This is a genomic window from Kribbella sp. NPDC048928 (assembly GCF_043197975.1).
Classification (GTDB): domain Bacteria; phylum Actinomycetota; class Actinomycetes; order Propionibacteriales; family Kribbellaceae; genus Kribbella.
The window spans coordinates 452,895-464,873 of sequence record NZ_JBICUC010000007.1; the positions used below are offsets into that span (position 1 = coordinate 452,895).

Annotated in this window: 14 protein-coding genes; 10 read left to right on the forward strand and 4 right to left on the reverse strand. The window is 67.8% G+C overall.

Translation table 11 applies throughout. The features are described 5' to 3' along the window. The first annotated feature begins 27 nt into the window (after positions 1–27). Positions 28–885: a formate dehydrogenase accessory sulfurtransferase FdhD gene (gene fdhD, locus ACGFI6_RS30395; RefSeq protein WP_393124554.1), complete on the forward strand. Its 858-nt coding sequence runs from the start codon at positions 28–30 to the stop codon at positions 883–885. Next, on the forward strand, positions 882–1,361 hold the full coding sequence (locus ACGFI6_RS30400; RefSeq protein ID WP_393124556.1) for an SRPBCC family protein: 480 nt from the start codon (positions 882–884) through the stop codon (positions 1,359–1,361). Before fdhD ends, ACGFI6_RS30400 begins: the two co-directional genes overlap by 4 nt. Before the next feature lie 39 nt (positions 1,362–1,400). Here ACGFI6_RS30400 and ACGFI6_RS30405 read toward each other — a convergent pair whose 3' ends face one another. After that, positions 1,401–1,826 carry a MerR family transcriptional regulator gene (locus ACGFI6_RS30405; protein WP_393124558.1) on the reverse strand — a complete coding sequence of 142 codons (426 nt, stop codon included), beginning with the start codon at positions 1,824–1,826 and terminating at the stop codon, positions 1,401–1,403. A 20-nt stretch (positions 1,827–1,846) separates the two neighbouring features. Next, positions 1,847–2,881: an aminotransferase class V-fold PLP-dependent enzyme gene (locus ACGFI6_RS30410; RefSeq protein WP_393124560.1), complete on the reverse strand. Its 1,035-nt coding sequence runs from the start codon at positions 2,879–2,881 to the stop codon at positions 1,847–1,849. A gap of 102 nt (positions 2,882–2,983) precedes the next feature. On the opposite strand from ACGFI6_RS30410, the gene ACGFI6_RS30415 reads away from it, so the two are divergent. The 8 genes from ACGFI6_RS30415 to ACGFI6_RS30450 all read left to right on the forward strand — a co-directional run bounded on the left by ACGFI6_RS30415 (position 2,984) and on the right by ACGFI6_RS30450 (position 10,780). Beyond that, complete coding sequence (locus ACGFI6_RS30415; protein ID WP_393124562.1) at positions 2,984–4,021, forward strand: aldo/keto reductase; 1,038 nt, start codon at positions 2,984–2,986, stop codon at positions 4,019–4,021. A gap of 70 nt (positions 4,022–4,091) precedes the next feature. After that, positions 4,092–4,337 carry a hypothetical protein gene (locus ACGFI6_RS30420; protein ID WP_393124564.1) on the forward strand — a complete coding sequence of 82 codons (246 nt, stop codon included), beginning with the start codon at positions 4,092–4,094 and terminating at the stop codon, positions 4,335–4,337. A gap of 51 nt (positions 4,338–4,388) precedes the next feature. Further along, the gene (locus tag ACGFI6_RS30425) at positions 4,389–5,399 is read left to right on the forward strand and encodes a LacI family DNA-binding transcriptional regulator (RefSeq protein ID WP_393124565.1); all 1,011 of its coding nucleotides are present in this window, start codon (positions 4,389–4,391) and stop codon (positions 5,397–5,399) included. Between the two features lie 92 nt (positions 5,400–5,491). Continuing rightward, on the forward strand, positions 5,492–6,781 hold the full coding sequence (locus ACGFI6_RS30430; protein WP_393124567.1) for an extracellular solute-binding protein: 1,290 nt from the start codon (positions 5,492–5,494) through the stop codon (positions 6,779–6,781). A gap of 13 nt (positions 6,782–6,794) precedes the next feature. Beyond that, complete coding sequence (locus tag ACGFI6_RS30435; protein ID WP_393124569.1) at positions 6,795–7,739, forward strand: carbohydrate ABC transporter permease; 945 nt, start codon at positions 6,795–6,797, stop codon at positions 7,737–7,739. Further along, positions 7,736–8,614 (forward strand): carbohydrate ABC transporter permease, encoded by an 879-nt coding sequence (locus tag ACGFI6_RS30440; RefSeq protein WP_393124571.1) that lies wholly within the window; start codon positions 7,736–7,738, stop codon positions 8,612–8,614. Before ACGFI6_RS30435 ends, ACGFI6_RS30440 begins: the two co-directional genes overlap by 4 nt. Before the next feature lie 22 nt (positions 8,615–8,636). Then, the gene (locus ACGFI6_RS30445; protein ID WP_393124573.1) at positions 8,637–10,139 is read left to right on the forward strand and encodes an alpha-N-arabinofuranosidase; all 1,503 of its coding nucleotides are present in this window, start codon (positions 8,637–8,639) and stop codon (positions 10,137–10,139) included. Positions 10,140–10,153: 14 nt separating this feature from the next. Beyond that, positions 10,154–10,780: a TMEM175 family protein gene (locus ACGFI6_RS30450; RefSeq protein WP_393124575.1), complete on the forward strand. Its 627-nt coding sequence runs from the start codon at positions 10,154–10,156 to the stop codon at positions 10,778–10,780. On the opposite strand, the gene ACGFI6_RS30455 is transcribed toward ACGFI6_RS30450, so the two are convergent. Beyond that, positions 10,755–11,204, reverse strand: coding sequence for a GNAT family N-acetyltransferase (locus tag ACGFI6_RS30455; RefSeq protein ID WP_393124577.1), 450 nt, complete (start codon positions 11,202–11,204; stop codon positions 10,755–10,757). The genes ACGFI6_RS30450 and ACGFI6_RS30455 overlap by 26 nt on opposite strands. 10 nt (positions 11,205–11,214) lie before the next feature. Further along, complete coding sequence (locus tag ACGFI6_RS30460; protein WP_393124579.1) at positions 11,215–11,919, reverse strand: siderophore-interacting protein; 705 nt, start codon at positions 11,917–11,919, stop codon at positions 11,215–11,217. Positions 11,920–11,979: the final 60 nt, after the last annotated feature.

Here is an 11,979-nt window from a genome sequence, read left to right on the forward strand (position 1 = left end):
GCCACTGGTTGCAGAAAGGAGCGCGCCGTGGGGCGGTTGATCGCGCGACGGCCGGTGGTGCGGATCGGCCCGGACGGCCAGCGGTCGCGGCCGGACTCGATCGCTGTCGAGGAGCCGCTCGAGCTGCGTGTCGACGGCAAGGCGCTCGCGGTCACGATGCGGACGCCCGGGCACGACGTCGAGCTCGCGCACGGGTTTCTGCACACCGAGGGCGTGATCGGCTCCGCCGACGACATCCACGACGCCCGGTACTGCGACTCCCGCGACGACGAGGGCCGCAACACGTACAACGTCCTCGACGTCGGCCTCGCGCCGGGCGTACCCGCACCGGTCACCGGCGTCGAGCGGAACTTCTACACCACGTCCTCCTGCGGCGTCTGCGGCAAGGCGTCGCTGGATGCCGTACGAACGAAGACCCGCTACTCACCGGCTGCTGACGACGTCGCCATCTCGTACGACGTGCTCGCCGCGCTCCCGGATGCGCTCCGCGCTCATCAGCAGGTCTTCGACCGCACCGGCGGCCTGCACGCGGCCGGGCTGTTCACGCCGTCCGGCGAGCTTCTCGTCGTTCGCGAGGACGTCGGCCGCCACAATGCGGTCGACAAGGTCGTCGGCTGGGCGCTGCTCAACGGGCACATCCCGGCGCGCGGCCTGATCCTGATCGTCTCCGGCCGGACCTCCTTCGAGCTCGCCCAGAAGGCCGTGATGGCCGGCATCCCCGTCCTCGGCGCCGTCTCCGCCCCCAGCTCACTCGCGATCGACCTCGCCACCGAGTCCGGTCTCACCCTGGCGGGCTTCATCCGCAACGGCAGCCTGAACGTCTACAGCCGCGCCGATCGAGTAAATGTCGAGGTTCAGGAGCGGCCTACGATGTCTCAGGCATGACTGACTACGGAGTGACCGGTGCGAGCATCGGTGTCGAGGTGCGGCTTGCGTTGCCGATCCAGCAGGTCTGGGACGGCATCTTCGCGATCGACAGGTACGGCGAGTGGAGCCCGGAGTGCATCTACGGCGCCTGGCTCGAGCAGGATGCCCGGTTCGAGGCGCGGAACCGGTTCGCGAACGGGTTCGAGACGTACGTGATCTGCAAGGTCACCGTCCTCGAGGAGCCGAAACGGTTCGGCTGGGACGTGTACGGGGACGAGGAGCACCCGCTCGCGCACTGGGAGTACGAGCTGGAGGACCGCGGCGCCGAGACGCTCGTCCGGCAGAGCTTCACGCACGGTCCGGGCATGAGCGGGCTGCGGATGGGAGTCGCCGAGCACCCAGACCGGGCGGCCGAGATCATCCAGGGCCGCCTCGACGAACTGGCCGGCAACATGCGCAAGACGCTGGCGGCGATGGAGTCTGCGCTGCGGTGATGACTCCTCCTCCCCCCGAGCGAAGCGAGGGGGCGGGGCTCAGGACGCTTCGCTGGCTGCCTGGGCGGGTGGCGCCGTCCACAGGCAGTCGGCGGTGCCGGCGTCGACGTGCTCCTGATAGATGCCGACTTTCCAGGTGATCACGTTCAGGCACTCGTTGAGGTCGGCGATCTGCTGACTCACGTGGTCCTGGTGGCTCTTGAGCAGCGCCAGCCGGTCCGCCTCGTTGCCGGGCCCCTGCCGGACCAGGTCCGTGTACTTGCGGATGGTGTCGAGCGGCATCCCCGACGAGCGGAACTTGATGCACATGTTCAGCCAGTCGACGTCGTCCTCGGAGTACACGCGCCGCCCGTTCGACTCCCGCCGTACCGGATCGGCGAGCAGCCCTTCGCGTTCGTAGAACCGCAACGCGTGCACGCTCAACCCGGTCCGCTCGGCCACCTGCCCGATGCTCAGTCCACCCATATCGGCACTGTAGCTCGGGATTAGATCAGCGGTTTGAGCGCGGAGAGTGCCTGGTGGACGTCGGTACGTGTCGTGTAGATGTGGAACGACGCGCGCAGCTTGCCGTCGCGTACGGCGGCCCGGATCCCCGCTGCGGCGAACGCCTCCTGTGCGCCCGGGAGGTTCGTACTGACGATGGCGCTGTTCGACGGGGGCAGGCCGAGGCCGTCGCGGAACTCGTTCGCGAGCGCGAGGTTGTGCTGGTTGATCGTGCCGACGCCGATCTCCTCGATCAGCTCCAGTGCGGGCGCGGCGCCGACGAAACTGAACCACGCCGGCGACTGGTCGAACCTCCGCGCCCCGGGATCGAGCTCCATCACGGGACCGTAGTAGGAACCGTGCACGTCGCGGGCTGCGTACCAACCGGCGGCCGACGGACGGCACAGCTCCTGCAACCGGGGCGACAGGTACCCGAAGGTGGCGCCGCGCGGGGACATCATCCACTTGTAGCTGTGGGCGATCAGCGCATCGACACCGTCGACCGCGATCGGATGCCAGCCGACCGCCTGGGTGGCGTCGAGCACCACGAGCGCGCCAATCTGCTTGCTGGCAGCAACTACCGCGGGGAGGTCCAGAACCTCACCGGTCGACGACTGCACCGCACTCACCGCGACCACGTCGACCCCCGGCGTGATCGCGTCGACCAGCTCGGCCGACGGCACTCCGACCACCTGGACGCCGCGGTCGGCGTGCACCTGCCACGGGAAGACGTTCGACGTGAACTCCACGTCATCGGTGAGTACCTTCGCGCCGTCCGGCAGCGCGGCGGCGATCGGCGCCACCGCCGCGGACACCGTGCTGCCGACGAACACGTCCGCGGCCGCCGCCCCGATCAGCCGCGCGAACGACTCCCGCGCCCGCGTCGTCGACTCGTCCCACGGCTCCCAGCTCGTCGCACCGACCCGCCAGTCCCCCAGCGCCGCCTGCAACGCCTCCCAGGCAGGCCGCGGCGGCAGCCCGTACGACGCCGTGTTCAACCACCCTGGCTCCGCGTTCCACAACTCCGCAATCTCCACAGCCCCACCCTACGGACCGCCTGCTTGACCAAGGTCAAGTCAGACTTGACCTAGACCGCGCTCTAGGAAATAGCTTGGCGGCACTGAGCGAGAGGGGCTTTCATGCGTTACCGGACACTGGGTGCCACCGGGATCGAGGTCAGTACGCACTGTCTCGGCGCGATGATGTTCGGCGCGGTCGGGAACCCGGACCACGACGACTGCATCCGGATCATCCACGCCGCGCTGGACCGGGGCATCAACTTCGTCGACACCGCGGACATGTACTCCGCGGGCGAGTCCGAGGAGATCGTCGGCAAGGCGCTCAAGGACCGCCGCGACGACGTCGTACTGGCGACCAAGGTGCACTTCCCGCTGACCGAGGGACGGAACCGGAGCGGCAACTCGCGCCGCTGGATCACCCGCGCGGTCGACGACAGCCTGCGCCGCCTCGGCACCGACTGGATCGACCTGTACCAGGTGCACCGGCCGGACCACACCACGGACATCGAGGAGACGCTCTGGGTGCTGAGCGATCTGGTCAGCGCCGGCAAGATTCGCGCGTTCGGCTGCTCGGCGTTCCCGGCCGAGGACATCGTCGAGGCGTACCACGTCTCCGGCGACCGTGGGTACGGGCGGTTCCGGACGAACCAGCCGCCGTACTCGATGCTTGCCCGCGGCATCGAACGCTCGGTGCTCCCGACCTGCCGGCGGCTCGGGATGGGGGTGCTGACCTACAGCCCGCTCGCGTTCGGCTTCCTGTCCGGGAAGATCCGCCGGAACGGATCGCTCGACGGATCCGCCCGCGCCGCGCTCGCGCCGGCCCGCTTCGACCCGGCGCTGCCCGCGAACGCGGCGAAGTACGACGCCGTGGAGCAACTCGTCGAGGTTGCCGACGGCATCGGTACGACGCTGCCCGAACTGGCGCTGGCCTTCGTCACCTCGCATCCGGCCGTCACGTCCGTGATCTCCGGTCCGCGGACGATGGAGCAGCTCGAGGGCCTCGTCACGGCCGCCGATCTGACCCTGGACGACAAGACCCTGGACCGCATCGACGAGATCGTCGCGCCCGGCACCGACACCTATCAGGTCGACGGTGTGTGGCAACCCCAGTCCCTCACCAACCTGACCCAGCGCCGCCGCCTGGTGTCCGACCGCTGACCGATCACTCCTGGCTGCGGGGTGGGCCGTATCGTGGGTGGGAGCAACGTTTGACTGGGAGGGTGACGCGATGAGTTTCGACAGGCCAGGTTTGCCGCATCCAGGGCATGAGCTGGATCCCGCGGTCGAGGACGTGCTGCGGGAGGAAGGTGTCGAGTTGAGCGACACCGACGAGCCCGACGTGCCGGAGCATCCGGGCAGCCAGTCCTTGGGCCCACAGCCGAACCCGCCACGCCGTCCGCCGCACAACCCGCAGGCGCAGCAGTCGTCGCAGGACACCGAGGCACAGCAGCCGACGCGCGGCGCCGAGGGCTGACCGGCTCCGGAGCCTGTGCACTACCGTGGCGCCCATGACGGGGAGACAGCCATGGCGGTGACGATGCGTGACGTCGCGCGCGCGGCCGGCGTGTCGCCGAAGACCGTCTCGAACGTGATGAACGGGTACCCGTACATCCGCGAGGAGACCCGGACCAAGGTGCTCGCGGCGATCGAAGCGCTCGGCTACCGGATGAACATCTCCGCGCGGAACCTGAAGTCCGGCCGGACCGGCATCATCGGGCTCGCGGTCCCGGAGCTCAGCCTGCCGTACTTCGGTGAGCTCGCGGACCAGGTCATCGTGGCGGCCGACGAGCACGGGCTGACCGTGATGATCGAGCAGACCGGCGCGGACCGCGACCGCGAGCTGACCGTCCTCAGCCGGCCGCGCGGTCATCTGGTGGACGGCCTGCTGTACAGCCCGCTCGGTCTCGGCCAGGAGGACATCGGTCAGCTGAAGTCGAACACGCCGATGGTCCTGCTCGGCGAGCGGATCTTTCACAGCCCGGTCGACCACGTGATGATCGACAACATCCCGGCCACCAAGGCCGCGGTCGAGCACCTGCTGGCGATCGGCCGCCGCCGGATCGCGGTGCTCGGCGTCCACCCGGGCGAGAAGGTCGGTACCGCCGCGATCCGGTACGACGCGTACGCCGAGGCCCTGACCGAACACGGGCTGCCGGTCCCCCTCGAGCTCGCCTTCACCGCCGGACGGTGGCACCGCTCGACCGGGGCCAGGGCGACCGAGCAACTGCTCGCGTCCGGGCTGAAGTTCGACGCCATACTCGCGCTGAACGACACCCTGGCGCTCGGTGCGCTCCGAGTGCTGTCGCAGCACGGCATCCGGGTCCCCGACGATGTCGCGGTGGCCGGCTTCGACAACATCGACGAGGCCAGCTACAGCACGCCAAGCCTGACCACGGTCGATCCGGGCCGCGCGCAGATCGCCCGCACCGCGGTCGAGCTGCTCGTCCAGCGGATGGCCGGCGACGACTCCGAGCATCAGGAGATCGCAGCACCGTACGCGCTGCACACCCGCGAATCCACCCTCGGCAGTCACTGACCTCTTGACGGGTCTCGAGGGCCCCGGGCATCCTTTCTACACCGATGTAGTACACCGATGTAAATCCGTGCTCCGCTCCGCCTGGAGGACAGATGCCCCCTGACTTCGCTCCCCTCCGCCCAGGACGCCGGACAGTCCTCGGTGGCCTGCTCGGCGCCCTCGCCCTCAGCGGTTGCGGCGCCTTCGACGCCAAGCCCAGAGTCCGCGAATGGAACCTGTTCGGCGGCGGTGACGGCGCCCGCCTGCTGCAGATCCATCAGCAGTACGTCGCCGAGCATCCCGGTGTCAGGTTCTCGGCGACGACGCTCGCCTGGGGCCCGCCGTTCTACACCAAGCTCGCGATGTCGGCGGCCGGCGGCCGGGCACCGGAGGTCGCGACCATGCACATGTCCCGGCTGAAGGGATTCAGCCCGACGACGATGCTCGACCCGATCCCGGTCGACCTGCTGAAGGCCGCCGGAGTGCAGCAGTCCGACTTCCTGCCGGCCACCTGGGACCGCTGCGTCATCGACGGCCAGTTGTACGCGGTGCCGCTGGACCAGCATCCGTTCGTCCTTTACTACAACACCGACATCTGCAAGAAGGCCGGCCTGCTCGACGCGGACGGAAAGATCAAGCCGGTCAAGGGCGTGACCGCGTTCCTCGAGATGCTCCGGGCGGTCAAGGAAACGACCGGAAAGTACGCCGTTTCTGTGGACACCACCAGTCCGTGGCGACTCTGGTACACGCTCTACGGCCAGCTCCAAGGCGAGTTCTTCAGCCCGGACGGCAAGGAGCTGGTGATCGACGACGCCAAGGCACTCGAGGCGCTCGACCTGATCGCGAAGCTCGCGAGTGAAGGGCTCACGCCGAAGTCGGCCAACTACGCGGCGCTGGTCGCCCAGTTCAGCAACGGTGACGCGGAGATGAGCTTCAACGGTGAGTGGGAGGTCACGACGTACCAGACCGCGAAGTTGCCGTTCAGCATGGCGCCGTTCCCGGTCGTGTACGACGTACCGAAGTTCCAGGGGGATTCGCACACGTTCGTGCTGCCGCACCAGGCGCATCGCAACGCCGACGACACCAAGGCGACGATCGAGTACATCGCCTGGATGCTCAAGCACAGCGTCGAGTGGGCAGCCGGCGGGCACATCCCGGCCTACCAGCCGGTGGTGCAGAGCACGGAGTACCTGAACCTGAAGCCGCAGGCGGAGTACCGCAGTGTCGCTCCGAACGTGCTGTACGACCCGGACGGCTGGTTCAGCGGATCGGGAGCCCAGCTCGAGAACGAGTCGGCGGCCGCCTTCAGCGGGATCGCGAGCGGACAGGCCACCCCGAAGGCCGCGCTCGCCCAGTTCAAGGCAGCCACGCAAACGCTGCTCGACACCCCTTCCCCCGTCTGAAAGGAGCCGGATCATGGCTGTTCAATCACCACCACGTGCCATCGGCAGTACCGGGCGGGTCGCGGCGGAGCCGGCAGCGGGTCAGCCGTGGCGGGAGCGGTGGGGCGGGCTGTTCTTCGTGGCGCCGTTCCTGCTGCTGTTCGCGGTCTTCCTGCTCTGGCCGATCGTGTCCGGGCTGTGGAACAGCCTGTTCAACACCAGCCTGGCCGGCGCGAAGCACGAGTTCCTGGGCCTGGCGAACTGGCGCGAGATGTTCGGCGACCCGGCCGTCTGGTCGTCGCTGAAGAACACGCTCGTCTTCACCGCGATGAGCACCCCGCCGCTGGTGATCATCGCCCTGGTGATGGCGCTGCTCGCCAGCCGCAAAGGCCTGCTGGGCTGGCTGTTGCGCTTCTCGTACTTCGCTCCGTTCGTCCTCCCGGCGACTGTCGTCACGCTGATCTGGGTGTGGATCTACCAGCCCGGATTCGGCCTGGTGAACGGGTTGCTGACGGCCGGCGGGTTCGCGGAGATCGACTGGCTGAACACCGACAACCGGGCCATGCTCGCCGTGGTGATCACGACCGTCTGGTGGACGGTCGGGTTCAATTTCCTGCTCTATCTCGCTGCCCTGCAAGGGATTCCGGCGCAGGTGTACGAGGCGGCCGCGATCGACGGCGCGAGCGGACGGCAGCAGCTGTTCCGGATCACGCTGCCGCTGCTGAGCCGGACCACCGGCCTGATCGTCGTCCTGCAACTGGTGGCGTCGCTGAAGATCTTCGACCAGGTCTACCTGATGACGAGCGGCGGCCCGAACCACGCCACCCGGCCGATCATCATGTACATCTACGAGAACGGCTTCACCAACTACCGGATCGGCTACGCGTCGGCGATCTCGTACATGTTCTTCGCGATCATCGTGGTGGTCGCGATCGCCCAGTTCAAACTCTTCTCCGGCCGGAAGGAGGTCGGCGAATGACGGCCGCGACGTTGCCCGCGGCAACCAGGCGGACCCGCAGCGGTCCGGTGGCACCGCGCTGGTCCTTCCCGAAGGCCGCCACCGCCGTCGGTGCGGTGATCCTGGCCCTGGTCTGGCTGGTCCCGTTGTTCTGGGCCTTGGACACCTCGCTGAAGCCCGAGCCGGAGACCACCCGCGCTCCGATCACCTGGTTCCCGCAGTCGCCGACCACCGAGGCGTACCGCAGCGTCATCGATCAGGGTGACCTGATCCGCTGGTTCCTGAACAGTACGGTCGTGTCGATCCTGGTGACGGCGCTGACCCTGCTCGTCTCGGTGCTGGCGGCGTACGGCTTCTCGCGGACGACGTTCCCGGGCCGGCGGGTGCTGTTCGGGCTGATCATCGCCGGCATCCTGGTGCCGCCGCAGGTGCTGATCGTGCCGCTGTTCCAGGAGATGACCGGTCTCCGGCTGGTCGACACCTACTGGGGCATCGTGCTGCCGCAGGTGGTCGCGCCCGTGATGGTGTTCGTGCTGAAGAAGTTCTTCGACGGCATCTCCCGCGACTACGAGGACGCTGCCCGGGTCGACGGCGCGTCCCGGTGGCGGATCGTCTGGAGCGTGATGGTGCCGATGTCGCGGCCGATCCTGGTGGCGGTCGGCATCTTCACCTTCATCGGGGCCTGGAACAACTTCCTCTGGCCCTTCATCGTGACCACCGACCCGTCAATGATGACGATCCCGGTCGGACTCGCGAACGTGCAAGGCTCGTACGGCCTGCGCTACGCCCAGATCATGGCCTCGGCCGTCCTGGGCGGTCTTCCACTGCTGATCGTCTATGCCCTGTTCCAGCGTCAGGTCGTCCGCGGTGTGGGCGATGCCGGAATCAAGGGCTAGGCACTATGACAGGAGCCACCTGGTGCCCTCTGCCAAGCTGACCATCGACCCTGCGTTCACGATCGCGCCCGTGAACCGCAAGACCTTCGGGACCTTCGTCGAGCACATGGGCCGGTGCGTCTACACCGGCATCTACGAGCCCGAGCATCCGACCGCCGACGAAAACGGTTTCCGTAAGGACGTTCTGGAGCTGACCCGGGAGCTCGGTGTCTCCGTGGTCCGGTATCCCGGCGGAAACTTCGTTTCCGGCTACCGCTGGGAGGACGGCGTCGGCCCGCGGGACGCGCGGCCGCGGCGCCTCGACCTGGCCTGGCACAGCGTCGAGACCAACGAGTTCGGGCTGGACGAGTTCACTCGCTGGTGCGCCGCCGCCGGCGTCGAGCCGATGATGGCGATCAACCTCGGTACCCGTGGTGTCCAGGAGGCGCTCGACCTGCTCGAGTACACCAACCACCCCGGCGGTACGGCGTTGTCCGATCTGCGCACGTCGCACGGCGCGGCACCGTACGGGATCAAGCTGTGGTGTCTGGGCAACGAGCTCGACGGTCCTTGGCAGATCGGGCACAAGACGCCCACGGAGTACGGGCGGCTGGCGGCCGAGACCGCGCGCGCGATGCGGATGATCGAGCCGGACCTGCAACTCGTCGCGTGCGGCTCCTCGTCGTCGAAGATGCCGCTGTTCGGGACCTGGGAGCGCGACGTCCTGCGCGAGACGTACGAGTTCGTCGACTACATCTCCTGCCACGCGTACTACGGCAACGAGGACGGCGACACCGCATCGTTCCTGGCGTCGGCGGTGAACATGGACCACTTCATCGACTCCGTGATCGCCACCGCGGACCATGTCGGCGCGGAGCTCAAGAGCACCAAGAAGATCGGCATCTCGTTCGACGAGTGGAACGTCTGGTACTCCGACCGTTCCCGGTGCACCGACGGTCCTGCCGACCAGTGGGAGGTGGCCCCGCGGCGGATCGAGGACCAGTACAACGTGACCGATGCGGTTGTCGTCGGCAACCTCCTGATCTCGCTGCTGCGGCACAGCGACCGGGTCGGCGTCGCATGTCTGGCCCAGCTCGCGAACGTGATCGCGCCGATCATGACCGAGCCCGGCGGCACGGCCTGGCGGCAGCCGACGTTCCACCCGTTCGCGATCACCTCGCGGCTCGCGGCAGGTCAGGTGCTCCGGATCGAGACGGACTCCCCGACCGTCAGCACCACGCGGTACGGCGACGTACCGGCCGTCGACGCGGTAGCGACGTACGACGAAGGCCGGACGTCGATCTTCGCGGTGAACCGATCGAGCGACGGGCCGGTCGAGGTCACCGTGGACGTCAGCCGGACGGGCGCAACCACGATCGAGGAGGCCGTCATCGTGCACGACGCCGATCCGCTCGCGACCAACTCCGCGGCCGCGCCGGACCGCGTCACGGCGCAGCCGTTCGAGTCCGCGCACCTGGCCGACGGCAAACTCACGATTACGCTACCGGCGATCAGCTGGACAGCGATTTCTGTTACCGGCGGCTGACACACTGGGTGCCCGTGAGCACCCCTTCTGAGATGGCGGAGACGAATCGGCTGGAAGCGTTCAGCGACGGCGTCTTCGCGATTGCGATCACCCTCCTCGTCCTCGAGTTGCATGCACCCGAGCTCGAGGAGGGTGAGCATCTGTGGGCGGGGCTCGTGAACGAGTGGCCGCAGTTCGCGGCGTACCTGGTGAGCTTCGCGATCCTCGGCATCATGTGGGTCAACCACCACTCGATGTTCCGGCAGATCCAGCGCGCCGATCGCGGGCTGATGTTCCTCAACCTGTTGCTGCTGCTGTGGGTGACGTTGCTGCCGTTCCCGACCAGTCTGTTCGCGGAGCACCTCAAGGACACGTCGGTCGACGGCCACGTCGCCGCCGCGGTCTACAGCACGACGCTGACGCTGGCCGCGATCGCGTTCAGCCTGATCTGGTGGTACGTGCTGCGCCACAATCTCGTCGAGCACACCATGTCGAAGGCGCAGATCCGCATGTCGCTGGTCCGCTACTCGGTCGGCACGGTGATCTACGCCGCGGCGATCGGCGTCTCGTTCGTGTCCCCGCGGCTGACGTTGCTGATCGTGTTCCTGCTCGCGCTGTACTACGGGTTCGAACAGGTCAGGACGCGCGGCGAAACTGCGTGAGGTGGACGCCGGGCGCAATCTCGATCCGCCCGGTCTCGGTGTAGCCGCGGGACGTGTAGAGCTTCACGGCCGGCGTGTTCGCGGATCCGGTGGAGACGAGGCTCACCGGGCGCGGTTCGAGCTCGTCCAGATGGTCGAGCAGCGCCCGCCCGTGACCGCGCCGTGCGTGCGCGGGATCCACGATCAAGCGGGAGATCTCGACCTCGTCGGCGCTCAGCTCATAAGCAATCGCGCCGACCAGTGTGTCCTCGTCGTACCGTCCGAGCCAGTGTTCGGTCGACGCCATCAGACCGTCGAGATCCTCCTCCAACGGCGGAATCCCGTCGAACCCGATCAGCTCGGCCTCCACGGCGTACGCCGCATGCTGAACCTCGAGAAGACGTCCGGCGAGCGTACGGTCGGTGACATCGAGCGGCCTGATCACGGACGTCAGACTACGCGTCCTTCCAGTAGCCGAGGGACTTGACGCGATGCTTCGGAATCGCAAGGTCCTTCAGTACGTACGAGGTGAGCACACGGGTCGTCGTGGTGTCGCACGCGATCCAGACGAACGTGTCGGGCGTGACGAGTTCGCCCAGCTCGGCCTTCACGCTCTCGACCAGCTGCGCTCGCGGTACGGTCCGGAGCTCGTGATGGTCCGCGATCCGGAACGGGAGCTCCTGATCCGCCGTGTGCGTGGTCTCGAACCAGATCGTCGCGGGCAGCTTCGGGGCGATCGCGAGCAGCGAGTTGATCGCGGGCAGCGAGGCCGGATCGCCGACGACGAGCATCCGCGGCGGCAGCGGATCCGGTACCTCGAACCCGGTCCCCTGCACCGTCGCCTCGATCGTGTCGCCCGGCTCGGCCTTCCGGGACCAGTCGCTCGCGCACCCGTCGTGCAACGCGAACTCCAGGCTGAACGTGCCGGCGTCGACGTCCGGATCGACCAGCGTGTACGCACGCTGGTGCGGTTTGCCCGCGTTGTCGAACCACAGCCGTACCCACATCGTCGGGTGCACGCCGGCCGCCTGCAGCAGACCGCCGTCCGCGAAATGCACCCGGCGGTAACGTTCGGTGACCTGCTCCGCGCCCGTCACGGTGAAGACGAAGTCCTTCGCCCGGAAGAGCTTGAGCACCACGCCTTCCCAGCCATGCCTCACGATGGACCTCCAGCGAGAATTGCACTTGTCGGGCAAGATAGCTGCTGAGTAAATTAGCCA

What these genes read in the sequence shown, in the direction of transcription:
- ACGFI6_RS30400 (WP_393124556.1), top strand. Translation starts at nt 882, where the DNA reads ATGACTGACTACGGAGTGACCGGTGCGAGCATCGGTGTCGAGGTGCGG.
- ACGFI6_RS30405 (WP_393124558.1), bottom strand. Translation starts at nt 1,826, where the DNA reads ATGGGTGGACTGAGCATCGGGCAGGTGGCCGAGCGGACCGGGTTGAGC.
- ACGFI6_RS30415 (WP_393124562.1), top strand. Translation starts at nt 2,984, where the DNA reads ATGCGTTACCGGACACTGGGTGCCACCGGGATCGAGGTCAGTACGCAC.
- ACGFI6_RS30420 (WP_393124564.1), top strand. Translation starts at nt 4,092, where the DNA reads ATGAGTTTCGACAGGCCAGGTTTGCCGCATCCAGGGCATGAGCTGGAT.
- ACGFI6_RS30425 (WP_393124565.1), top strand. Translation starts at nt 4,389, where the DNA reads ATGGCGGTGACGATGCGTGACGTCGCGCGCGCGGCCGGCGTGTCGCCG.
- ACGFI6_RS30430 (WP_393124567.1), top strand. Translation starts at nt 5,492, where the DNA reads ATGCCCCCTGACTTCGCTCCCCTCCGCCCAGGACGCCGGACAGTCCTC.
- ACGFI6_RS30435 (WP_393124569.1), top strand. Translation starts at nt 6,795, where the DNA reads ATGGCTGTTCAATCACCACCACGTGCCATCGGCAGTACCGGGCGGGTC.
- ACGFI6_RS30440 (WP_393124571.1), top strand. Translation starts at nt 7,736, where the DNA reads ATGACGGCCGCGACGTTGCCCGCGGCAACCAGGCGGACCCGCAGCGGT.